23 protein-coding genes are annotated in these 21668 nt (G+C 56.9%); 12 read left to right on the top strand and 11 right to left on the bottom strand.

Translation table 11 applies throughout. The features are described from left to right. The 5 genes from AAC035_RS05265 to AAC035_RS05245 form a co-directional block, all read left to right on the top strand. A partial coding sequence (locus tag AAC035_RS05265; RefSeq protein WP_339800879.1) for a branched-chain amino acid ABC transporter permease occupies window positions 1-518 on the top strand: 518 nt, incomplete at its 5' end. 2 nt (window positions 519-520) lie between these two features. Further along, complete coding sequence (locus AAC035_RS05260) at window positions 521-1558, top strand: branched-chain amino acid ABC transporter permease (protein ID WP_339800876.1); 1038 nt, start codon at window positions 521-523, stop codon at window positions 1556-1558. After that, entirely contained in the window at window positions 1551-2318 is a 768-nt protein-coding gene (locus AAC035_RS05255; RefSeq protein WP_339800873.1) for an ABC transporter ATP-binding protein, read from the top strand. Before AAC035_RS05260 ends, AAC035_RS05255 begins: the two co-directional genes overlap by 8 nt. Beyond that, window positions 2305-3012: an ABC transporter ATP-binding protein gene (locus AAC035_RS05250; RefSeq protein WP_339800870.1), complete on the top strand. Its 708-nt coding sequence runs from the start codon at window positions 2305-2307 to the stop codon at window positions 3010-3012. Before AAC035_RS05255 ends, AAC035_RS05250 begins: the two co-directional genes overlap by 14 nt. Window positions 3013-3084: 72 nt before the next feature. After that, window positions 3085-4233, top strand: coding sequence for an ABC transporter substrate-binding protein (locus AAC035_RS05245; protein ID WP_339800867.1), 1149 nt, complete (start codon window positions 3085-3087; stop codon window positions 4231-4233). A gap of 140 nt (window positions 4234-4373) precedes the next feature. Here AAC035_RS05245 and AAC035_RS05240 read toward each other — a convergent pair whose 3' ends face one another. Next, a complete protein-coding gene (locus AAC035_RS05240) occupies window positions 4374-4832 on the bottom strand; it encodes a MaoC family dehydratase (protein WP_339800864.1) in 459 nt (152 codons plus the stop codon). A gap of 90 nt (window positions 4833-4922) precedes the next feature. On the opposite strand from AAC035_RS05240, the gene AAC035_RS05235 reads away from it, so the two are divergent. Next, window positions 4923-5936: an NADP-dependent oxidoreductase gene (locus AAC035_RS05235; protein WP_339800862.1), complete on the top strand. Its 1014-nt coding sequence runs from the start codon at window positions 4923-4925 to the stop codon at window positions 5934-5936. A gap of 621 nt (window positions 5937-6557) precedes the next feature. Here AAC035_RS05235 and AAC035_RS05230 read toward each other — a convergent pair. The 5 genes from AAC035_RS05230 to AAC035_RS05210 form a co-directional block, all read right to left on the bottom strand. Next, complete coding sequence (locus AAC035_RS05230) at window positions 6558-7310, bottom strand: class II aldolase/adducin family protein (RefSeq protein WP_339800860.1); 753 nt, start codon at window positions 7308-7310, stop codon at window positions 6558-6560. A 214-nt stretch (window positions 7311-7524) separates the two neighbouring features. Then, complete coding sequence (locus AAC035_RS05225) at window positions 7525-8649, bottom strand: acyl-CoA dehydrogenase (protein ID WP_339800857.1); 1125 nt, start codon at window positions 8647-8649, stop codon at window positions 7525-7527. 10 nt (window positions 8650-8659) lie between these two features. After that, window positions 8660-9856, bottom strand: coding sequence for an acyl-CoA dehydrogenase family protein (locus AAC035_RS05220; protein ID WP_339800853.1), 1197 nt, complete (start codon window positions 9854-9856; stop codon window positions 8660-8662). Window positions 9857-10218: 362 nt separating this feature from the next. Then, the gene (locus tag AAC035_RS05215) at window positions 10219-11388 is read right to left on the bottom strand and encodes an acyl-CoA dehydrogenase (protein WP_339800850.1); all 1170 of its coding nucleotides are present in this window, start codon (window positions 11386-11388) and stop codon (window positions 10219-10221) included. 86 nt (window positions 11389-11474) lie between these two features. After that, window positions 11475-12680 (bottom strand): 3-oxoadipyl-CoA thiolase, encoded by a 1206-nt coding sequence (locus AAC035_RS05210; RefSeq protein WP_339800847.1) that lies wholly within the window; start codon window positions 12678-12680, stop codon window positions 11475-11477. Window positions 12681-13076: 396 nt separating this feature from the next. Between AAC035_RS05210 and AAC035_RS05205 the strand changes: the two genes are divergently transcribed. The 5 genes from AAC035_RS05205 (at window position 13077) to AAC035_RS05185 (ending at window position 19033) form a co-directional block, all read left to right on the top strand. Next, window positions 13077-14264, top strand: a complete 1188-nt coding sequence (locus AAC035_RS05205) for a TAXI family TRAP transporter solute-binding subunit (protein WP_339800845.1) — start codon at window positions 13077-13079, stop codon at window positions 14262-14264. Between the two features lie 213 nt (window positions 14265-14477). Further along, window positions 14478-16514 (top strand): TRAP transporter permease, encoded by a 2037-nt coding sequence (locus AAC035_RS05200; RefSeq protein WP_339800842.1) that lies wholly within the window; start codon window positions 14478-14480, stop codon window positions 16512-16514. 216 nt (window positions 16515-16730) lie between these two features. After that, window positions 16731-17234, top strand: a complete 504-nt coding sequence (locus AAC035_RS05195; protein ID WP_339800839.1) for a carboxypeptidase-like regulatory domain-containing protein — start codon at window positions 16731-16733, stop codon at window positions 17232-17234. 26 nt (window positions 17235-17260) lie between these two features. Further along, complete coding sequence (locus tag AAC035_RS05190; RefSeq protein WP_339800836.1) at window positions 17261-18427, top strand: lipase family protein; 1167 nt, start codon at window positions 17261-17263, stop codon at window positions 18425-18427. 135 nt (window positions 18428-18562) lie between these two features. Beyond that, window positions 18563-19033, top strand: coding sequence for a DUF6795 domain-containing protein (locus AAC035_RS05185; protein ID WP_339800881.1), 471 nt, complete (start codon window positions 18563-18565; stop codon window positions 19031-19033). Window positions 19034-19085: 52 nt separating this feature from the next. Here the strand turns inward: AAC035_RS05185 and AAC035_RS05180 are convergent, their stop codons facing one another. Together AAC035_RS05180 and AAC035_RS05175 are read right to left on the bottom strand one after the other, a co-directional pair. After that, window positions 19086-19358 carry a BrnA antitoxin family protein gene (locus AAC035_RS05180; RefSeq protein ID WP_339800833.1) on the bottom strand — a complete coding sequence of 91 codons (273 nt, stop codon included), beginning with the start codon at window positions 19356-19358 and terminating at the stop codon, window positions 19086-19088. After that, window positions 19333-19644 carry a BrnT family toxin gene (locus tag AAC035_RS05175; protein ID WP_339800830.1) on the bottom strand — a complete coding sequence of 104 codons (312 nt, stop codon included), beginning with the start codon at window positions 19642-19644 and terminating at the stop codon, window positions 19333-19335. The genes AAC035_RS05180 and AAC035_RS05175 overlap by 26 nt, the downstream gene beginning before the upstream one ends. A 133-nt stretch (window positions 19645-19777) precedes the next feature. Between AAC035_RS05175 and AAC035_RS05170 the strand changes: the two genes are divergently transcribed. Further along, window positions 19778-20077: a helix-turn-helix domain-containing protein gene (locus AAC035_RS05170; protein WP_339800828.1), complete on the top strand. Its 300-nt coding sequence runs from the start codon at window positions 19778-19780 to the stop codon at window positions 20075-20077. Window positions 20078-20148: 71 nt separating this feature from the next. On the opposite strand, the gene AAC035_RS05165 is transcribed toward AAC035_RS05170, so the two are convergent. The 3 genes from AAC035_RS05165 to AAC035_RS05155 form a co-directional block, all read right to left on the bottom strand. Beyond that, entirely contained in the window at window positions 20149-20460 is a 312-nt protein-coding gene (locus AAC035_RS05165) for a hypothetical protein (RefSeq protein ID WP_339800825.1), read from the bottom strand. Window positions 20461-20597: 137 nt separating this feature from the next. Further along, window positions 20598-20894 carry a hypothetical protein gene (locus tag AAC035_RS05160; RefSeq protein WP_339800822.1) on the bottom strand — a complete coding sequence of 99 codons (297 nt, stop codon included), beginning with the start codon at window positions 20892-20894 and terminating at the stop codon, window positions 20598-20600. Between the two features lies 1 nt (window position 20895). Then, window positions 20896-21558, bottom strand: a complete 663-nt coding sequence (locus tag AAC035_RS05155) for a hypothetical protein (protein WP_339800820.1) — start codon at window positions 21556-21558, stop codon at window positions 20896-20898. Window positions 21559-21668: the final 110 nt, after the last annotated feature.

Below are 21668 nucleotides of genomic sequence, written 5' to 3'. Positions count from 1 at the left end.
CCGAGTTCCGGCGCATGTCCTCGCCCTATCCCGGTGTGGTGGTGTTTCAGGGGCTGTTCCTGCGGGAGCAGGGCATTCTGATTATTGTCGCGGCGCTGACGCTGATGGTGGGCCTGCAGCTGTTCCTCCGCAAGACCATGGTGGGCAAAACCATTATTGCCATGGCCCAGAATCGCGAGGGCGCCTTCCTGGTCGGCATCGACGCCAACCGTGTGGCCATGATGACCTTTGCCATTTCCGGCGCCCTGGCGGCCATTGCTGCGGCCCTTTACGCCCCGCTTAACCTGATATACCCCGCCATGGGACATCTTGTGATCATGAAGGCGTTTGTGATCATCATTCTCGGTGGCATGGGGAGCATCCGTGGCGCGATTCTCGGCGGCATGATTATCGGGTTCGCCGAAGCGTTTGGCGGATTCTATATATCCACCACCTACAAGGACGTCATTGCCTTCGGGTTGCTGGTACTGATCCTGTCTCTGCGTCCACAGGGGCTGTTTGCCAGGGGGGCACACTGATCATGTTATTCAAACTGGGTCGTTATCTGATGCATCCGGCCAGCAAATATATGGTGCTGGTTCTGGCTCTGCTGTTTCCGTTCATGGCACAGAACGATTATCAGATCTATGTGATGTCACTGGCGTTTGTCTGGGCCATCGCGATTTATGGTTTCAATATCATTACCGGATATTGCGGCCAGCTGAACCTGGCCCACGGCGGGTTTTTCGCCATTGGCGCCTATACCCTGGCCCTGCTGACATCAGACCATGGCTGGAATTACTGGCCGGCGTTTCTGTCGGCCATGTCGATGACAGCCGTTCTGGGCGTGCTGGTGGGGGCGGTTTCGCTGCGCCTCAAGGAACATTACTTCTCGATTTTCACCCTGTGTGTGGGTTTCATCATTTACCTGCTGCTGGATAAATGGGATGAGCTGACCCACGGCCCTCTGGGTGTCCGGGGTATCGCGGAACCGGACGGTTTCGGGCTGGTGAGTTTCCGGGAAACCACCCCCATGTATTACCTGATCCTGGTGTTCCTGGTGTTTATTGTCTGGTTCACCGGGCGCCTGTCCCGGTCGCTGCTGGGACGTACTTTTGTAGCGATCCGCAACGGTGATGATCTCGCCCAGTCGCTGGGTATCAATCTGATGCGGAACAAGATTCTGGCCTTTGCCCTGTCAACCACCTATGCCGGCATGGCTGGTGCGCTCTGGGCCGGCATGGTGCGATTTGTCGGGCCGGAAGCGGCGGCTATCGACTACACCTTCGACATGATTACCTACATGCTGGTGGGCGGCATTGGCACCCTCTGGGGTCCGCTGGTGGGCACCATCGGCATGGTCTGGCTGGTCCAGTCCATGCAGTTCCTTGAGGAATACCGGATGGTGATCTTCGGACCATTGCTGGTCATCATCGTGATCTTTTTCCCCCTTGGTATTACCGGCACCTTCCTTACCTCGATGCACCGCAAGGCCCAGGCTATGGGTCTGGGGCCGAAAAAAGTACGCACCGCAAGCAAGGTGGTCAGCGCGGACAAGGAGGCCGAGAGCAATGCTTAAAATTGAACATCTGACCAAAATGTTTGGTGGCCTGGCGGCGGTGAACGATGTCACGGTGGAATTCGGAGCCAATCAGATCAACGCCATCATCGGACCCAACGGAGCCGGTAAAAGTACCTTCTTCAACCTGATTTCCGGGGTTCACCAGCCCACTTCCGGCCGCATCCTCATAGACGGCACCGACGTTACCCGTATGCGCTGTGACAAGGTCGCCAGGCTGGGTGTAGGCCGTACCTTCCAGACCACCAACCTGTTTGAAACCGCCACCGTGCTGGACAACCTGATTGTGGGCTACCGGTTGCGGACCCGTTCCGGTCTGTGGGATGTGCTGATCAACTCGAAACGGTTGCAGGCAGAAGAAAAGGTCGCCCGGGAAAAAGCCCGGGAAGCCCTCGACTTTGTCGGCCTGAGCCGTGCTGAAAACCGGTTTATTGCAGACTGCACCCAGGAGGAACGCAAGCGGGTGGCCTTTGCGCTGGCGCTGGCGACCCAGCCAAAACTGGTACTGCTGGATGAGCCTGCCGCAGGTGTGAACCCGGAGGAAACCGAGGGTCTGGCCGAGCTGATGAAGAAAATGGTGCATCACGGCCGCACCGTCTGCCTGATCGAGCACAAGATGGACATGATCATGGGCATGGCCGACAAGATCATGGTACTCGACCACGGCGAGAAAATTGCCGAAGGCACGCCGGAGGAGATCAAGTCTGATCCGGTGGTCATTGAAGCCTACCTGGGGAGCGACGCCGATGCTGCAGCTTGAGAATGTGGACGTTCACTACGGCAGCTTCAAGGCTCTCAACAACATCAGTATGACCGTGGAAACCGGTGGTCTGGTGGTATTGCTGGGTGCCAACGGGGCAGGCAAGTCCACCCTGTTCAATGCCATCAGCGGGCTGATCAGGCCGTCAGCGGGCAAGATCGGGTTTGAAGACAAGACGCTGAACGGCATGAAGCCCAGCGCCATCGTTTCGGCCGGGGTGGTGCAGTGCGCCGAAGGCCGCCAGTTGTTCCCCCAGATGAGCGTGTACGACAACCTGATGATGGGCGCCTATGTCCATCGCCGCGAGCGGGAGTGCAACCAGAAACGGCTCAACGAAGTACTGGAGCTGTTCCCGATTCTGGAAGAAAAAGCGCGCCAGCCGGCGGGTTCCCTGTCCGGCGGGCAGCAACAGATGGTGGCTATTGGCCGCGCCATGATGAGCCGGCCCCGGATGCTGCTGCTGGATGAGCCCTCCCTCGGGCTGGCGCCACTGGTGGTCAAGCAGATGTTTGAAACCATCAAACAGATCAACAGCCTGGGCACCACGGTGCTGCTGGCTGAACAGAATGCCTTTGCGGCACTGAGGATTGCGACTCATGCCTACGTCATGGAAAACGGTCAGCTGGTCATGGACGGCGACCGGGAAGCCATGCTGGGTAACGAGCAGGTGCGCAAAGCATACATCGGGGCGTGAGGCTCCGACTCTCTAAAAACAAGAGTGAAACAACAGCCTGTTGTACAGGTGAAGGATAACCAGGAGAAAACAATGAAAATAGCACAGAAACTTGGTCAGGCGGTTGCCGTCGCAACATTGGGTATGGGTATGTCAGTGGCGGCCTGCGCCGGCACCGTCAACATCGGTTTCACCGGTCCGCTGAGCGGTGGCGCGGCGTTGTACGGTGAGAACAACCTGTCCGGCATCCGCATGGCGGCTGAGGAGATCAACGAAGCAGGCGGTATCGAGATCAACGGCGAAAAGCATACGTTCAACGTCATCGCACTGGATGACCGCTACTCGCCAGCCCAGGCGGCTACCAATGCCAAGCGCCTGAAGCAGGAATCCAATGTGCCGGTGGTTTTTGTTCCCCACGCCGGCGGCATTTTCGCCACCATGGATTTCAACCAGGACGATGATTTTCTGGTGATGGCCTACACCAGTGTGCCGACCGTGACCCAGCAGGGCAACGAACTGCTCATCCGTATTCCGCCGACGTTTGACGGCTATGTTCGGGCCTTTACCAAGTACGCACAGGACAACTACGGCACCAAACTGGCCATGGGGGGTGCAACCCATGAATACGCCAAAATCTGGTCCGACATGGTCCGCAAGGAGTGGACTGACAAGGGCGGTGAAATCGTGGCTGACAACGCCATGGACTACAACAAGTCTGCCGACTTCTTCACCGGTGTCAGCCGCATTGTTTCCAACAAGCCGGATGTCATGTTTGTTGGTGGGGCTTCCGAGCCGACCGGTCTGGTTATCCAGCAGGCCCGTCAGGTGGGCTACCAGGGCGCATTCATGATCATGGATCAGGCCAAGATTGACGAAGTGGCTGCCGTGGCTGGCGGTATGGAGATGATGGAGAATTCTATCGGTGTGGTTCCGCTGTCTGCAGATGAGAGCGATGCGGCCCAGTCTTTCCTCAAGCGTTACGAGGAAAAATACGGCAAGGTGCCAGGTTCGGAAGCGGCCTATCACTATATGGCGACTCACGCTCTGGCAGAAGCCATGGTGGCCAGCAATTCCACCGAACCAAAAGCCATTCGCGCTGCGGTGCCCGCTGCCCTGGCGGCCATGGACTCAAGCAAGAACCCCTATGGCATTACCGAAATGAAGGACGATGGTGGCCTGGTCACCCCGTTGACGCTGGCCGTGGTTCGTGACGGCAAGATCGTTGAGGAAGATCCCAACTGAGGGATGGATGGCAGCATCGAATGAGGCGTTGGTGCGGTCAGATCATCCTGCAAAATGGTGATCTGACACCAACGGGAAAGGGGCCTTAGGGCCCCTTTTTTATAACCGGCGAAACGATTCTGTGCCGGTTATCAGCAGGTTCAGCCGCGCACGTACATGGCCAGATTTTCGGCTACGACGGAGGGCTTTTCTTCACCTTTGACTTCAATCGTGGTGCGATAGGTGGCCAGCACACGGCTTTCATCCACTTCGGATACGTCAATCAGTTCTACCTTGCTGCGGATGTCCGAGCCGGACTTGACCGCGGAGGGCAGTCTTACCTTGTTCATGCCGTAGTTGATGCTGGCAGCAACGCCGGTGATCTGCAACACTTGCTGATTCAGCTGGGGAATCAGGGACAGGGTCAGGAAGCCGTGAGCAACGGGGCTCTTCCATGGGGCTTCCCGCTTGGCCCGCTCGACATCCACGTGAATCCACTGATGGTCGCCGGTGGCATCTGCGAACGCCTGAATCATGTCCTGGCTTACGTTCATCCAGGGGCTGTGGCCGAGCACTTCGCCTTTGTGGTTTGCCAGATCATTCAGTGCGATACTTGTCATTATTGTCTCCTGATTTCATTGGGTGAAAACATGTTTCGATCCCATTTTCATGCACCCGTCCTCAGGGCGCAACCATCAAGAGGTGAGTAAATGCAAAACAACAAGCGCTTCATTCTCGCAAGCCGGCCGGAAGGCATGCCGGACGAAACTCATCTTCATCTGGAAGAAGTGCCGGTTCAGGAGCCGGGCGAGGGCGAAATAGCCCTGAAAACCCTCTACCTTTCACTGGACCCCTACATGCGTGGCCGGATGAATGCAGGGGCTTCCTACGCGAAATCCCTGGAAATCGGCGATGTGATGACTGGCGAGGCTGTCAGCGAAGTCACCTCCAGCAACGTAGCCGGTTTCGCCAAGGGCGATCTGGTGATTGGCCGTACCGGCTGGCAGACCCACTCGGTGGCAACACCGGACCTGCTCTACAAAATTGATCCCGCGCTGGCCCCTGCCAGTGCCTGGCTGGGCGTTATCGGTATGCCGGGATTCACCGCTTACGTTGGCCTGCGGGAATTCGGCAAGCCGAAAGCCGGTGAAACCGTCGTGGTTTCTGCTGCTTCCGGTGCCGTGGGGCAGGTGGTGGGCCAGATTGCCAAGATGCACGGCTGTCGTGTGGTCGGTGTCGCCGGTGCGGATGACAAGTGTGAGTATGTCGTCAAGAATTATGGTTTCGATATCTGCGTGAACTATAAGGACGACGACTTTGAAGATAAGCTGAAAGCCGCTTGCCCCAAGGGCATCGATGTTTACTTCGAGAATGTCGGTGGCAAGGTGTTTGAAGGTGTGATGAAGCTGATCAATGACTTTGCCCGGGTGCCGGTGTGCGGTCGGATTGCCCACTACAATCAGACCAAACTGCCGGAAGGACCTGATCGCCTGATTCCGTTTATGGGACAGATTCTGATCAAGCGTCTGATGTTCCGGGGCTTTATCCAGTCCGATCATCTGGAGCTGCTGCCGGACTTCCGCCGCGATATGAGTCAGTGGCTGAAAGAGGGTAAGGTCAAGTACCAGGAAGACGTGGTTGAGGGCTTTGATAACGCCCTGACGGCGTTCCAGGGTCTGCTGCAGGGCCGCAACCGTGGCAAGCTGGTGATCAAGGTCGCCTGACGATTGCTTCGCCAAGGATGGCATGATCGCCGTTCGGCCTGAGCCAGTCTCCTCACACCGTTCGCCCTGACTGTGAGCCTGTCGAACAGTCGAAGGGCGATTACACTAAATCTGAGAACTTACCGAAGGGTGGCTGGCCGCGAGGCGGTGTATTTTTTCTTCTGGAAAAAGAACTCGCTACGCTCAGACACCTTTTCCCGACAGAAAAAACGCCCCACCCCACGTCCGACCGGACTTGGGTAATGCTTTCTCTGTATTCATGTGCCGTATATCGTTAGCGCTGAGCTTGTCTGATCAAACCGTTCGCCCTGAGCCAGTCTCCTCACACCGTTCGCCCTGAGCCCGTCGAAGGGCGGCTAGCTCAGGATTCACGGCCCTTCGACGGGCTCAGGGCGAACGGAAAGCGGTGCAATGCCCTTCGACGGGCTCAGGGCGAACGGGAAGTAGTGCAATGCCCTTCGACTGTTCGACAGGCACACAGTCAGGGCGAACGGAAAGCGGTGCAATGCCCTTCAACAGGCTCAGGGCGAACGGGAAGTAGTGCAATGCCCTTCGACTGTTCGACAGGCTCACATTCAGGGCGAACGGAATAATCGTGCCGTCCCTGGCAAAAAAATCCCCTTAAACCGCATACCCCGGATTCTTGCTGTCCAGCAGGCGAATCAGTGCCGGCCAGGTCAGGGCGGCGGCTTTGCCCAGTGACTCGGACTGCTCGCGGGTGGTGGCAAGCGCTGCTTCTGAAGGCATGCAGTAGGGTTGCGCTGTCCGTACCTGGATTTCACAGGCTTTCATCAGGAAGTACAGGTAAGTGAAGCACTCGGGTACGGATGCGCCGGCGGTCAGGATGCCGTGGTTGCGCAGAATCAGCATGTTCTTGTTGCCGATATCGTTGATCAGGCGCTCCCGTTCGTCCAGGTTCAGAGCCACGCCTTCGTAGTCGTGATAGGCGATGTGATCCTGGCACAGCATGGCGGTCTGGCTCAGGGGCAACAGGCCATCCTTGTGGGCCGATACGGCAACGGCGTCGGCGGCGTGTACGTGCATCACGGCGTGGGCGTCATCGCGGCCCATGTGGACGGCGCTGTGGATGGTAAAGCCTGCGGGATTGACCCGGCTTAAACCGGTGGCTTCAACGACCTGGCCTTCCTGGTCGATTTTCACCAGTGACGATGCGGTGATTTCGTGGAATAACAGGCCGTAGGGGTTGATCAGGAAATGATGCTCAGGGCCTGGCACCCGTGCGGACAGATGGGTGAATACCAGGTCTTCCCAGCCATACAGGGCGACGAGACGATAGGCGGCGGCAAGGTCTACCCGGGCCTGCCACTCGGCTTTCTGGAGATCGGTCTGCTCGTTTTTTCCGAATGTGTTCATACTGCGTGATCCTCTGTGCTCAGGTTATTGTCGTTGGCGTTCACTGAGACTTATCAGTGTAGCCTCTATTCGCCTTTTTCGGGCAACTCTTCCCTGAGGACATGTATTGTTTTTGATTGCGCCTGAATACAAAAAAGGGGTGGCCAAAGGGCCACCCCGAAACGCTCTCCAATTGGAGGAGAGACCCGACAGGTTCTTTAACAGCTGATCTGAATCAGCTGGCTTCCAGCAGGGAGGCATAGTGCTCCAGATGGAAGTCGTCATCGCCCAGCTGGTGGCCAATCATCACCAGACGCTTGGCGTAATGGGCGAAGCTGTATTCCCAGGTCATGCCGATGCCGCCATGGGACTGAATACCTTTTTCGGAGATAAACTGTCCGGCACGGTTGATGACGTTTTTGGCAGCAGCCAGGGTCCGACGGCGTTCGTTGCTCTGTTCTTCGTCCGCAACACTGGCAGCCAGAATGGCCATGGAGCGGGCCTGTTCCAGTTCAGACATCATGTCGACCATGCGGTGCTGAAGTACCTGGAACTTGCCGATGGGTACGCCAAACTGCTTGCGCTGCTTGAGGTATTCCAGGGTCAGGTTGTTGGCTTCTTCCATGCAGCCGATGGCTTCGGCACACAGGGCAGCGATAGCTCGGCCGGACTGGTACTCGATAGCATCAGCGGCCTGACCTTCTTCGCCCAGCAGGGCATCAGCACCAACCTGAACGTTGTTCAGGAACAGGTCACAGCCCTTGGCACCATCGATAGTCGGGTAGGTACGACGCTCGACACCAGCGGTGGTCGGGTCGATACCGAACAGGCTGACACCGGAGTCGGTGCGGGCAGAGACGATGATCAGGTCGGCGCAATGGCCGCCGATCACAACCGCTTTGCGGCCGCTCAGCGTGTAGCCGTCACCGGACTTTTCGGCGTGGGTTTCGATGTTGGTCAGGTCGTAGCGGGACTGGGGCTCCTGAAGGGCCACAGCCACTTTCAGTTCACCGGTAGCAATACCGCCCAGCCACTGTTCTTTCTGGCTGTCGTTGCCGGTCTGACTGATCAGGCCGCCACCGAAGATAACGGACTGCAGGTAAGGCTCCAGGCACAGGCCGCGACCCAGTTCGGTCATCACTGCCTGAACCTCGACGCCGCCGCCACCAAAGCCGCCCAGCTCTTCCGGGAACGGCACAGCGGTCAGGCCCAGTTCGCCAAGCTGCTTCCAGAAATCAGCGCTGAAACCCAGCTCGGTTTCACTGAACTCAAGGCGCTTCTCAAAGCTGTACTCACCGCGGACAAGACGTGCCACGGTGTCCTGCAGCATCTGCTGCTCTTCACTCAGCTTGAAATCCATGGTCGTCTCCTTAAAGTCCCAGAATCATTTTGGATACGATATTCTTCTGGATCTCGTTGGATCCGCCGAAAATCGACAGTTTGCGGTTGTTGAAGTACTGAGCGGCCATGGGAGGCGCGTTCTCGTCAGACAGCGGCTCGCCGTCGTAATCGAGACTCAGCTCTTCTTCCACAAACGGAATGGCGTAGGGACCAATGGCGCGACGGGCCAGATCGTTAATGGCCTGACGGATTTCGGTACCCTTCACTTTCAGCATGGAGCTTTCAGCGCCGGGAACACCGCCACCTTCAACCGCCGCAATAATGCGTAGGTTGCTGATGGTTGCGGCCATCAGATCAATTTCCACGGAGGCAATGCGCTGGGCAAAGGTAGAGTCTTCGATCAGCGGGCGACCGTTCTTGAGCTGACGTGAAGCCAGTTGCTTCAGGTGAGACAGTGCCGACTTGGACAGACCAATGCCGGCCAGACCGGTGCGCTCATAGGTGAGCAGGTACTTGGCGTAGGTCCAGCCCTTGTCTTCTTCACCCACCAGGTTCTCGACTGGCACCTTGACGTCTTCAAAGAAGACTTCGTTTACTTCGTGCTCGCCATCAAGGGTGATGATCGGACGTACGGTGATACCCGGGGTGTTCATGTCGATCAGCAGGAAGGAGATGCCTTCCTGAGCCTTCACTTCGGTATTGGTGCGAACCAGACAGAAGATCATATTGGCGTGCTGGCCGAGGGTGGTCCAGGTCTTCTGGCCGCTTACGATGTAGTGATCACCGTCGCGTACGGCACGGGTTTTCAGAGAGGCCAGATCGGAACCGGCGCCGGGCTCTGAGTAACCCTGACACCACCAGTCTTCGCCGGAAAGAATGCGAGGCAGGTACTTCTGCTTCTGCTCGTCGTTACCAAACTTGATGATAACCGGAGCCACCATGTTCACACCGAACGGGATGGAACGGGGAACACCGTAGCGGCAGGACTCTTCGTCCCAGATATGTTTCTGAACCGGGGTCCATTTTACGCCGCCGAATTCTTCAGGCCAGTGGCTGGCGTACCAACCCTTGGCGCTGAGAATTTTCTGCCAGCGCATGTGATCTTCCTTGGTCATGCGGCGGAAGCCTTTGACCTTGGCCGCGATGTCGGCCGGCAACTTCTCATCCAGAAAAGCGCGCACTTCGTCGCGGAAGGCGAGCTCTTCAGCCGTGTAGTTCATATTCATGAATCAACCTCTCGGTTCGTTCTAGCGAAAACATATACCGCATAGCAGAATATGGCTATGATGGAGGAACGTTATTTCTGTGTCAATTCCCGTGCTGTGCATACGATACGCCAGAGTCGTGGAATCAGTCCACATGGCATTGGCCTGCCTTTCGGTGGTACAGGGCTGTACCAGGGTTGGCCGTCGCGGAGCTGAGTTCTGCTCAGCGATACACGGGAGGGCTATGATACCGCAGGGCGAAACCAAGTTCGAGTCCGGGTTCCGCAGGCTGCGGCACTGTCCAGCCCGGGGTTTGACACCCGTATAAAAAAGGCGGAGGTCCCGTAAGGGACGCTCCGCCTTTCTGGTTCAGGATTTCAGACTTAGCTGAACGCCTGAATCCCGGTCTGGCCACGGCCCAGAATCAGGGCGTGGACGTCGTGGGTACCTTCATAGGTATTCACGGCTTCCAGGTTCATCACGTGACGGATAACGTGGTATTCGTCGGAAATACCGTTACCACCATGCATGTCGCGGGCAACACGGGCGATATCAAGAGCCTTGCCGCAGTTGTTGCGCTTGAGCAGGGATACGGAGTCCGGAGTGGCAACGCCTGCGTCCATCATCCGGCCCAGCTGCAGAACCGCCTGCAGGCCGAGGGTGATTTCGGTCTGCATGTCCACCAGCTTCTTCTGGATCAGCTGATTGGCCGCCAGGGGCTTGCCGAACTGCTTGCGCTCCATGGTGTAGCTGCGCGCTGCGTGCCAGCAGAACTCGGCAGCACCCAGGGAACCCCAGCTGATGCCGTAACGGGCTTTGGTCAGACAGCTCAGCGGACCTTTCAGGCCATCGATGTCCAGCTTGTTTTCGTCTGGTACGAAGACCTCGTCCATGAAGATGGAACCGGTTTCTGACGCACGCAGTGAGAACTTGCCTTCGATCTTGGGTGTGTCCAGGCCCTTGGCGCCTTCGCGCTCAATGATAAAGCCGGTCACGGTGCCATCAAGCTTGGCCCAGACCACGCACACATCAGCGATCGGGGAGTTGGTGATCCAGGTCTTGGAACCGCTCAGCAGGTAGCCGCCGTCAACTTTCTTGGCGCGGGTTTCCATGACACCGGGATCAGAGCCGTGGTTCGGCTCGGTCAGACCGAAGCAGCCGACCCATTCGCCGGAAGCCAGCTTTGGCAGGATGCGCTTTTTGGTTGCTTCCTGGGCGTAGGAAAAAATCGGGTACATCACCAGCGAAGACTGCACGCTGAGGGCAGAGCGGTAGGCAGAATCCACGCGCTCTACTTCACGGGCAATCAGGCCGTAGCAGACGTGGTTCAGGCCGGGACCGCCGTATTCTTCCGGCAGGGTGGCGCCGAGCATGCCGAGGTCGCCCATGTCGGTGAAGATGCTGCGGTCAAATTTTTCATGGCGGTTCGCCGCGGTGATGCCAGGCATCAGTCGGGAATCGCAGAAGCCGCGGATGCTGTCACGAACCTGACGTTCGGTTTCGTCCAGCTGTGAGTCGAACTGAAGCAGGTCATCCCAGGGTGCGGAAGCCATAATGTGTCTCCTGAAGTGCGTCTGGGTGGGGTCGCCGAATGCAACCACCACCGGTTACTGTTGTACGGCCAGAGGCCAGTGTCTGATCAGTCCGTGAAACGCTCAATTACAGCGGCAATCCCCTGGCCCACGCCAATGCACATGCTGACCAGCGCGTAACGGCCTTCCATACGTTCCAGCTGACGGGTTGCGGTCAGCGCAATACGGGCACCGGATGCGCCCAGCGGATGACCCACGGCAATGGCGCCGCCGTTGGGATTCAGGCGCGGGTCGGTCTGGTCAATGCCCAGTTTGGTGGTGCAGCCCAGAACCTGAGCGGCAAAGGCTTCGTTGATTTCGATCACGTCCATGTCCTTGATGGACAGGCCGGCACGGGCCAGTGCTTTCTCACAGGCGGGTACCGGACCGTAGCCCATCACCCGGGGATCAACGCCGGCGATGGCAGCAGATACGATGCGGGCGCGGGGACGGGTGCCGGCTTTTTCGCCAGCGGCCATCGAACCGATGATCAGGGCGCCGGCACCATCGTTGACACCAGAAGCATTGCCGGCGGTGACCACACCACCCTCAAACAGCGGGCGCAGCCCGGACAGAGCCGCCACATCCGATTGCGGACGCGGGTGCTCGTCGGTCGTTACCTGCACCGGTGGTTTCTTACGGCCCTGAGACACTTCGATACCGTGAATCTCTTCTTCAAAGAAGCCCAGCTTGCGGGCCGCTTCGTAGCGGGCCTGGCTCTGGGCGGCAAACTGGTCAACGGCTTCGCGGCTCAGGCCAAGATCTCTGGCGATGTTGTCAGCGGTCTGCGGCATGGTGTCGTTGCCAAATTCAGCTTCAACACGGGGGTTGGGGAAGCGGGCACCGATCGTGCTGTCAAACATCCGGAAATCACGGGCGAAGGCTGATTCGCTTTTGGCCATGACGAACGGCGCACGGCTCATGCTCTCGGCACCGCCGGCAATAAACAGCTCGCCTTCGCCGCAACGAACCGCCCGCGCTGCGTCCATGATGGCGGCCAGGCCGGATCCGCACAGGCGATTGACAGTGAGGCCACCCGTGGTCACCGGCAGGCCAGCCATCAGGCCTGCGTGCCTGGCGATGTTGCGGGCATCTTCACCGGCCTGGTTGGTGCAGCCTGCGATGACGTCTTCGTAGGCTTCCTTTGCGAAGCCATTGCGCTCCACCACGGCTTTAATGACGCTTGCAAGCAGGTCATCCGGGCGGATGGTGGCCAGCGACCCGGCGTGGCGTCCGAAGGGGGTTCTCAAGCCGTCGTAAATGTAGGCGCTCATGGTGTCTCCTGTGTTTTCCCGTGTGCGGGCGTAAAACCGGGGTGCCCCGGCCGACCAATATTCAGATAACGCCTGCTAATAATAGCGGAAAAGTCGATGGACTTGTGATGCTAAAAATACAAACCAAGTTTCACTGAGCGAAACTTGGTTTTAACAAATCAGGTTAAAGATTAATCTGACGGCCGGTCAAATGCAAGTTGAAGCCCGGTATCGCAGCGTTTGCGGACAAACATCCCTTACTTATTGTTCGCGTTGGACCTTTTTGATCTAAAAAATCGTCGTTTATTCCGTGTTGCACCAAATGAGACGAAAGCATAATATGCCTCGCTAGCCGTGAAACGCGACACAGTGGCTTTCGATAAAAACAAGGGAAGGCCCCACTCCAGGAGTATAGGTATGAACAAGCTGAACACTGCCCTGCGGCAGATTCCCGTGGCCTCTGCGGCCGCCGTGCTGGCACTCGGTATGACCGCCGGTGTAACCCAGGCCAAAGACATCGACCTGCCCAACACCGTGATCTGGTCCGCCTACCCGACCGGAACCACCGGTTACAGCCAGGCGGTTGGCATCGGTGCGGTGCTGCAGAACGAATATGGCGTTAACCTGCGGGTGATTCCGGGTCGTAACGACATCGGCCGGTTCGAGCCGCTGCGTCGCGGCCGTGCCCAGTTTGTGGCCGGGGGCAGTGAGGCCATGAGTGCTCAGGAAGGCATTCGTGATTTCGGCACCAAAGAGTGGGGTCCACAGCCGGTCCGGTCCGGTCTCTGGAACATGGCCGATGGTTGCTCCTTCGGCCTGCAGGTTCATGGCGACAGCGATATCGAAAGCGTCGCTGACCTGAAAGGCAAGCGTGTTCCTTTCGTACAGGGCGCGCCGGCTCCCAATGCCGGCTTCGAGTACCTGCTGCGCTACGGCGATCTGACCTGGGACGACGTAGAAGTAGTCGAGCTGGGCGGTTACATGAATATGATCGAGGCTTTCCTCGACAACCGTCTGGACGTCAAATGGAACGCCTGTAACTCCGCAGCCCTGCACCGTGTGGCCAATGCTCCCCGTGGTATCCGCTTTATCGAGTTTCCCCACGACAACAAGGAAGCCGTTGCGCGGGTCTCCGAACAGGCGCCCTGGTTTGTTCCGCACTTGGCCACCGACGTGGTTGGCGTCGACGCCGGTGATGGCATCGAGGTATTCACCTCGCCTTACCCGATGCTGGCAGTTTACTCAGCCACGGATGATGACCTGGTGTACAACATGACCAAGGCCATGCACATCCACTTCGATGATTACCAGGAAAGCGCTCCGGGTATGGAAGGCTGGGCCATGGATCGCCAAAAGATCGAAACCTCGTTCGTGCCTTTCCACGACGGCGCGGTGGAGTACTTCAAGGAGCTTGACCTGTGGACAGACGCCGCTCAGGCCAATCACGACCTGCAGGTCCGTCGTCAGGAAGTGCTGATTGCTGCCTGGGAAGCCTATACCGCTGATGCACCTTCCGATGACGACGAGTTCGCCAACGGCTGGATGGCGGCCCGCTATGAGGCATTGACCGAGAACGATCTGATTCCGCTGATGGAAAACTGGTAAGTCCTCAGGGACTTTCAGTCAGATCAGGACGATCGGACGGAGCCTGGCTTCGTCCGGTCGTTTGTATATAGAAGGCTGCGTTCAGGTCAAAGGCGACCGGAACGGCAGTGCCTGAAGCACTTCAGGCAGGCCCGGGTCACACCCGGGGGTGCCACTGCTCTCTCCGTCCGGGGCTGAGCTTTCTACTAAATTGGTATCCAGGTAGGATCGGACATGACCGACACCCCAAACGCCGCCCTCAGCAAAGCTGAAGAGGAAGCGGCTCGCCTCAAGGCCGAGGAAGAATCGGCGAATAAGTTTGCCGCCCGGTACCGGCAACTGAATCTGTTCTGGCGGGTTGCCGTCACCACCGCCACCATCATGATTATTATTCTGGCCACCAACCAGATCTTCAATTTTGGCTTCTTTATCGGGCAGGTAATGCTCAGCGCCCGATATCTGTTCATCTACGCGGGCTTTGTGCTTGCGCTGGTGTTTGTCTATTTTCCTGCAACGCGCTGGTCCAGTCGCACCAAAGTTGACTGGTACGACCTGATTATCATCGGCGTTATTGTCGCCATCTTCTCTTACTTCGCCTGGAGCGCAGAACAGATTGTGGTTCAGGCCTGGGAGTATGCGGCGCCGGATCTGGCGATCTATCTGTCCATGGTGACCTGGCTGATCGTGCTGGAAGCGGGCCGCAGGGCGGGCGGTATTCCGATTCTGGTGATTGTCACCATACTCTCGCTCTACCCGCTGGTGGCTGACCAGATGCCCAACGTCATTGCCGGCATCAGCATGTCATTGCAGGAAGCGTCCGCCTTCCATATTTTCAGCGAAGAAAGCATGTTCGGCATACCGATGCAGGTAGCCGCAACGCTGCTGTTTGGTTTCCTGCTGTTCGGCGTCGGGTTGCAGTACACCGGTGCCGGGCAGTTCTTTATCGATCTGGCCTTTGCCCTGCTGGGTAAAACCCGGGGCGGTCCTGCCAAGGTGGCAATCTTCTCCAGCGGCCTGATGGGCTCCATGAGCGGCGGCCCGGTGACCAACGTCCTGACCACCGGACCCCTGACCATTCCGGCCATGCGCCGTGTCGGGTTTTCCCGCAGCTACGCCGCGGGCGTAGAAGCCTGCGCCTCCACCGGTGGTGTGATGATGCCGCCGATCATGGGCGCGACTGCCTTTGTCATGGCGAACTTCCTGGGGGTCAGTTACGTGCAGGTGGCGATTGCGGCCATCATCCCGTCACTGCTGTACTTCTACGGCCTGTTCATGCAGATCGACGCCTACGCGGCCCGCAACGACCTGAAGGGTCTGCCGGACGTGGAACTGCCGAAACTTGGCAAGGTACTTAAGGAAGGCTGGTACTTCATCTTCGTGTTCGCGCTGCTGGTGTGGATGCTGGTGTATATGCAGCGTGAGGCTACCGCTCCCTTCTATGCCACCATCCTGCTGCTGGTTATCAACCAGTTCACCAGGCACCGCTGGGGGATCAAGCAGATTCTCGAGTACATCCGGGCCTGTGGTCTGATCCTCGCGGAGCTGGGGGGAATTCTGGCGGCCATCGGCCTGATAGTCGGGGCACTGCAGGTCACCGGCATGGCCGGTACCCTGACCAACGACCTGGTCTACCTGGCAGGTAACAACGTGCTGATCCTGCTGCTGATGGGTGCCTTGACCAGCTTTGTGCTCGGCATCGGCATGACTGTGACGGCGGCCTATATCTTCCTGGCGATCATTCTGGCGCCAGCGCTGGTCAACGCCGGACTGGATCCGATGGCCTCCCATATGTTCATCATGTACTGGGGCATGCTCAGCTTCATCACGCCACCGGTGGCCCTGTCGGCATTTGTCGCAGCCTCGGTCGCCCAGGTATCCGCGATGAAGGCGGGACTGGAGGCGATGCGTCTGGGTACGATCATCTACTTCATTCCGTTCTTCTTCGTGTTCAACCCGGCGCTGCTGATGCAGGGCGACATTCTGGAAATTGCCATCGTACTGAGCACCGCGTTGGTGGGTGTCTGGCTGCTGTCAGCGGCACTGCAGGGTTACCTGATCGGCCTTGGCCGGCTCAGTAACGGATTGCTGGGCCTGATTTCCAGGGCCTTCATCCTGGTATCCGGCCTGACCCTGGCGGCGCCCGGCGGCGGCATGCTGGGCGTGTCCCATAGCTTCCTGCTGCTGGTCGCCATCGGTCTGCTGGCGGTCGGTGTAGCGCTTACATTCGTCCAGCGCAAACAGGAGGGGATGCCTGTTCAGCTGACCTGGTAGCGCAAAACCGGATCAACGTCAGAGTCTGCGGGCTCTGGCGTTGACAGTGTCAGAAAGCTTCAGTAGTTTTCAGATTATCCGGGGCAATGGTTGCCCCGGCCTGCTGTCACGGACGATGACCATGACGTTGCTTGCCGCACTGCTTCTCCCCACGCTTTCCTTGTTTTCTGTCGCGCCTACGACTTGCGTGAGGCTTTTCTGTGCCCGGGTGTTTTTATGAGGTCGATGTCTGGCAGGTTTGGTCTGGTTCTGGTGGTGCTGTTTGGACTTGTGAATGAGGGGTATGCAGGGATGTTTGGGTTTGGGAAAAAATACGATGTGCTTCTGTTCCCTGAGGTCAGTGGGAAAGTTGTTCAGAACGGAGCCCCCGTTGAGGGCCTTAAAATCATCAGATCTGCAACTTACGATAAGAATGAGACACAGGAAACCTATACGAATGCGGAGGGTGTATTCAGCTTTCCGTCATGGAGTATCCGTTCCAGCACGCCGGGCAAAGCATTTGTCGAAGACAGACTGCGGCAAGTGATTGCTGCTGAACGAGGAAATGAAAAATTTGTGCTTTGGTACTATGTCACGGGAAGTACCTCTGGAGAGCAGGTTATCCAGGAAAAACTGGGGAACCTGAATTGTGATCTTGATGATGAAGAGCTGGTTCATCATTTTAAGATCTTCGAGAACCCGGACTTTACGCATAATATTGCCAGCATTTGTCGCTGGTAAATCTAGACCACATAAGGATTTGTGTCATGAACAGACTTTCGCCAAGGATAGCCGCTGAATTTGCCGATATTGTATATGAAGTCATGTCGCCAGATCCGGCCGGTGGCGTTCGAGTACTCGCATCACCAGAAATAAGGCGATCGTTTGACATCAATTTGGATGAGGGTCCGATAACCGGTCGGACTGGGGGGCTTTTCGGCCTCTACAGGAAGACGACCGGGTTTGCACTGGTTGGCGAAGGGAAAAATGATTACCGCGGGCATCATGTGATTGCAGTTCGTGGGACGAAGGCAAACCATGATTGGCTTACGAATGGGAATGTGGGGTTGTCTGCATCGACTAACGGGTCCTCAGTACATGCCGGTTTCAATAAAACTTTCGAGAGTATAAGACCCCTTCTTGAGCGCCAGCTAAGCCCAAAGGTATCGCGGGGCCCTGTACTGGGCATTCACTGCGTGGGCCATAGCCTTGGTGGCGCACTAGCTTCTCTCACCGCTGATTGGGTCAAACAGCGTTACGGTAAAAACGTGAACCTTTATACCTTCGGTGCACCAAGAGTGGGGCTGAATGGTTATGCTGGAAAGTCGACATTTGAAGTTGATAACCATTTTAGATGTACCCACGGAGCGGATCCGGTTCCCTATGTCCCCCTTTGGCCTTTCATGCACGCACCTGATAGCGGATTTGAGTACCGGCTTGACGCAGGAAGTGGTATTTCGAAAGATGCGCACGGCATGGGGCTTACTGAAAAGCCAGGGTATCGAAATACCGCAAATTCCTCAGAATGGTCCCACCTGCGGCAGGCATCAATTAACCATCTCAACCGACCTGTTCGATTAGATTATGAACGCCGTCATGAGGCCAGTTTTTCAACTCGCTGGGCCGATAAAATATCCGCCGCACTGATCACTCTTCTGAAAGATTCGGGCTATTACACCGCTGTTATGGCCCAAGCGGCTTTCGGCACCACGCTAACTTTCTATGACCTGCTCGCAAGAACCCTGGAACAAGTGGCTTCCGCATCCACCCGTTTCGCAGAACAGACTCGCGGTCTGCTTGGCCATATGCTGGCCTTTGCCAGGGTAGCGATTACTACCGTGACGGATCTGACGTTCCGCTTTATCCGCTGGGTATTCGATCAGACCGCTGGTGCGCTGTACCGGGCGGTGCGGCAGGCTATTGAGCGAACCTGAGTGGTCTGAAGACGGAATCCATGGGCGCGGATGAGCTTCTCACCGCAGCTCCGTTACGCTATGCGCTGATGTGAGGCGTGGCTGTACCCGGGTGTTTTTATGATATCGATACCTAGCAGGTGCGCTTTGGCTCTGGTGGTGCTGTTTGGACTTGTGAATGAGGGGTATGCAGGGATGTTTGGGTTTGGGAAAACGGCAACGGTCCACCTTTCACCCCCCGTCAGCGGGGTAGTCAAGCTCGAAGGGAATCCGCTGGCTGGAATCGAGGTTTATCGAACGCTTGATTATGATCGAGAATATATTGATCGAGCTCAAACCGATGAAAATGGGCAGTTTGAATTTCCAGAGAAGAGTATCGAATCCAGACGGCCGAATAATTTAGGCGACGAAACGCGGGTTCGGCAGGTCATTGGGCTGGATTATGGCGGCAAGAATTATCTGCTCTGGTACACCGTGCCCGGTGGCATTACACCCCGTCGCGCTCTTTCTGAGCGCCTGGGGAATATGCGTTGCGAGCTAATCACACCAGAGAAAGAGCAGGTATTTGCCAATTTTGAAAAGCCGGAATTTCCCCACAGCACATTCAGCATTTGTCGATGGGACTAAATACTAAAGGAACAAGCAAACCAAGCCACTGCCGTAAAGCTTCGCGTTTGCCTCAGGCCCGACGACTGTCGTTCACGTCATCCGCAAGCCAGGCCTTGATCAAAGACTGATAGGGCATATCCCGCTTGTTAGCCTCGATTTTGATCCGGTCGAGGAGAGTCTCGGGCAAGCGAAGTGAAATAGTCCTGGTCGAGGGCTTCAACTTCGGCAAGGAAACCGGTTTTGCCTGGCTCCAGTCCAGGTAATCGGAGGAGTCGTGAGTTTCCCAGAACTCCCGCTCTTCTGCCTCTGTTTTGAATTCAGGCATCTTTTTTGGCGTGCTCATAAACAGCCCTCTCTTTTCGGTGCATGTCGCGAGCGGAAATCACTCGGATCAGCGAGCCGTGCAGTCTTAGTGTGAACGTGATGTGGAGTAGCCTCCCATCATCAGTTTTACCAAGTGCATGGAAGCGGGCCTCAGCCTGGCTGTGTTTGGAGTCTTCCAGCACCAGAAGCGGTTCATTGAAGAAAATTTCTTCCGCTTCGGACTGGTTGACGCCATGCTTCTCCGCGTTTTTTCGGGAATTGCCTTCGTCCCAGTCAAAGCCAGTAACTTGTGCCCAATTGATCATAAAAGTATATTATCAGCATATACGCCGGCGTCAACAATGCCAACCAATGCAGGCACGGTGAACCCCTCCAGAAAGGTCTTCAAGGAGAACATACCCGCGCATATCCTGAAGTCGATTCGTGAGGTATTGGAAAATGAGTAATGAAACTCTGAGTGCTGAAGAGCTTGGCAACAAGCTGCTCCAATCTGTTAAAGAGATGAAAGCCGGCAAAACCGCACGAGTCAGCCGTGTGGAGCCAAATGAGGTCGCAGAGGCGCGTGGCAAGACCGGCCTCACCCAGCGAGAGTTTGCCGAGGTACTCCATATTTCTCCGCGTACGTTGCAGGAATGGGAGCAGGGGCGACGTAAACCTTCTGGGCCGGCAAAGGCACTCATCGAGATTGCGTTTCGCCATCCGGAGGTTATTCGGGAAGACCTCGAACTCGGGGGTTAACAAGGTGGTCACCACTTACGTCAAAGCCTGACCGATTGTGTAGGACAGCGCCAAACCCACAACCTGCTAAATCAGGCAGAGGCTGGCAGGCCATTTTCAACGTGTCTTTCAGCCCGCTCCATGGCACTGTCGCAGGGGCTGCCGGACTGGTGGCGCCGCTTAAAGCTTTCCTGTGTGTCGTCCTCAGTAACTTCAAGCAAGGACTTCGCCTCGTGGGCGACGACCATCGCCGCCGAAAACTGGCCCTCGCCCCATCCTTGTTCAATCGCTGAGTCATACAAGGTCCACGCCGCAGCACTGTAGCGGTCAGCCAGCTTTTCGTCTTTCTCAAACTCGAACGCGAAATCGGTACATAGCTGCAGATCCAGGAAGGTGATGGCCACAGCGAGCAACCGTTCATCATAGGACTGCTCAGCTTCATCTGCTGATGCCTGGGATAAAAGCAGGCCTCCAAGTATTAAGGCAAGCCAGCAGAACCGGAGCCGCTGAAGGCCTGGACGAGACATACTGAGTCGGACTCTCATTCCTTTTTTTCCCCTGATTTTTCTATAGGTGCGCCGCTACCAACAAGACGGTAGGCAGGTTCGAGGGCGAGGATAAATACCGGCCAGAACGCCAGGATAAGCAGGTATGAGGCGTCATCAACAAGGTACTGGACGATGACGCTGGCACACGCAGCGAACATCAATGCGCACGCGGCAACACATCGGGACCAAAGCATCGGTCCCTTCGATAAGGTCCCCAGCTGAATGCCCCTCAACATCGAATAGTAGAGGAAAGCGCCACCAAACCCACTCACCAGAAGAACCACAAGCATGCTATAGGTCGCTGTAAACAAGAAGTCCGCGAGCTGCCAGCTCTTTCCTGGCTTGTGCGGCTTGTTTCTTGGCCATGATATTAAGGCCGGAGATCACGATGAGCGCCGGGACAGCCGCTACACCAAGAGCCCTTGCAGCGTCTGGCCCCAGCCCAAAGCGGCGGGCAACCGCCATGACGAGTTCGCTTTTCTTCAATGATGAGACGGCCTGAGAGGCCGCCGCCCGCGGGCCGCCTTTGGCTAGAACGTAGACAGCTCCCGCGACAGTGGCCACCGTCGCTTCAGGCGTGAACAGGGGATTAAACTGATTGGTGATGGCTGCTGTGGTTGAACTGTAGGTGAAAAAATCTTTCACCTCTTCGTCGGAGAGCGACCACATGTACCAATACGGCTGCACACTTTGAGAGCTCACCAGACCCATCAAACGGGCGGTCAGGTTGCTGCGGGGAATTCCGTTGACAATGGCATTGTTGATAGCCTGCTGTTCAGCGGAAGAAAGGTGCCGATAAACCGCAATTCCCGACAGGATGGGTGAATACAATTCCGGAGCTTTACTGATTTCAGACAGGTAATTCTTAAGCCCCATCAGATCAGCCAGGGCGATCAACGGTGCATTTTTGAAATCGGCGGTAACGTAACGAGCTGCGACGGCAGGACTGGTCATAGGGGCCTCCATGCTGAATTAGCTGACATCCAAAGTCAGTCGACAGCAAGTTTTTTGGCTCTCTTCCGTTTCGTGTGGAACCCCTCGGCGACTGACGCATTTTTGAGCCA

Source organism: uncultured Marinobacter sp., from assembly GCF_963974375.1.
Taxonomy (GTDB): Bacteria; Pseudomonadota; Gammaproteobacteria; order Pseudomonadales; family Oleiphilaceae; genus Marinobacter.
This window is presented reverse-complemented; position numbering and strand designations above follow the sequence as displayed.

Bases quoted from the DNA above. Each gene is read 5' to 3' on its own strand.
- AAC035_RS05260 (WP_339800876.1), top strand. From the start codon at position 521: ATGTTATTCAAACTGGGTCGTTATCTGATGCATCCGGCCAGCAAATAT.
- AAC035_RS05255 (WP_339800873.1), top strand. From the start codon at position 1,551: ATGCTTAAAATTGAACATCTGACCAAAATGTTTGGTGGCCTGGCGGCG.
- AAC035_RS05250 (WP_339800870.1), top strand. From the start codon at position 2,305: ATGCTGCAGCTTGAGAATGTGGACGTTCACTACGGCAGCTTCAAGGCT.
- AAC035_RS05245 (WP_339800867.1), top strand. From the start codon at position 3,085: ATGAAAATAGCACAGAAACTTGGTCAGGCGGTTGCCGTCGCAACATTG.
- AAC035_RS05240 (WP_339800864.1), bottom strand. From the start codon at position 4,832: ATGACAAGTATCGCACTGAATGATCTGGCAAACCACAAAGGCGAAGTG.
- AAC035_RS05235 (WP_339800862.1), top strand. From the start codon at position 4,923: ATGCAAAACAACAAGCGCTTCATTCTCGCAAGCCGGCCGGAAGGCATG.
- AAC035_RS05230 (WP_339800860.1), bottom strand. From the start codon at position 7,310: ATGAACACATTCGGAAAAAACGAGCAGACCGATCTCCAGAAAGCCGAG.
- AAC035_RS05225 (WP_339800857.1), bottom strand. From the start codon at position 8,649: ATGGATTTCAAGCTGAGTGAAGAGCAGCAGATGCTGCAGGACACCGTG.
- AAC035_RS05220 (WP_339800853.1), bottom strand. From the start codon at position 9,856: ATGAATATGAACTACACGGCTGAAGAGCTCGCCTTCCGCGACGAAGTG.
- AAC035_RS05215 (WP_339800850.1), bottom strand. From the start codon at position 11,388: ATGGCTTCCGCACCCTGGGATGACCTGCTTCAGTTCGACTCACAGCTG.
- AAC035_RS05210 (WP_339800847.1), bottom strand. From the start codon at position 12,680: ATGAGCGCCTACATTTACGACGGCTTGAGAACCCCCTTCGGACGCCAC.
- AAC035_RS05205 (WP_339800845.1), top strand. From the start codon at position 13,077: ATGAACAAGCTGAACACTGCCCTGCGGCAGATTCCCGTGGCCTCTGCG.
- AAC035_RS05200 (WP_339800842.1), top strand. From the start codon at position 14,478: ATGACCGACACCCCAAACGCCGCCCTCAGCAAAGCTGAAGAGGAAGCG.
- AAC035_RS05195 (WP_339800839.1), top strand. From the start codon at position 16,731: ATGAGGTCGATGTCTGGCAGGTTTGGTCTGGTTCTGGTGGTGCTGTTT.
- AAC035_RS05190 (WP_339800836.1), top strand. From the start codon at position 17,261: ATGAACAGACTTTCGCCAAGGATAGCCGCTGAATTTGCCGATATTGTA.
- AAC035_RS05180 (WP_339800833.1), bottom strand. From the start codon at position 19,358: ATGAGCACGCCAAAAAAGATGCCTGAATTCAAAACAGAGGCAGAAGAG.
- AAC035_RS05175 (WP_339800830.1), bottom strand. From the start codon at position 19,644: ATGATCAATTGGGCACAAGTTACTGGCTTTGACTGGGACGAAGGCAAT.
- AAC035_RS05170 (WP_339800828.1), top strand. From the start codon at position 19,778: ATGAGTAATGAAACTCTGAGTGCTGAAGAGCTTGGCAACAAGCTGCTC.
- AAC035_RS05160 (WP_339800822.1), bottom strand. From the start codon at position 20,894: ATGCTTGTGGTTCTTCTGGTGAGTGGGTTTGGTGGCGCTTTCCTCTAC.
- AAC035_RS05155 (WP_339800820.1), bottom strand. From the start codon at position 21,558: ATGACCAGTCCTGCCGTCGCAGCTCGTTACGTTACCGCCGATTTCAAA.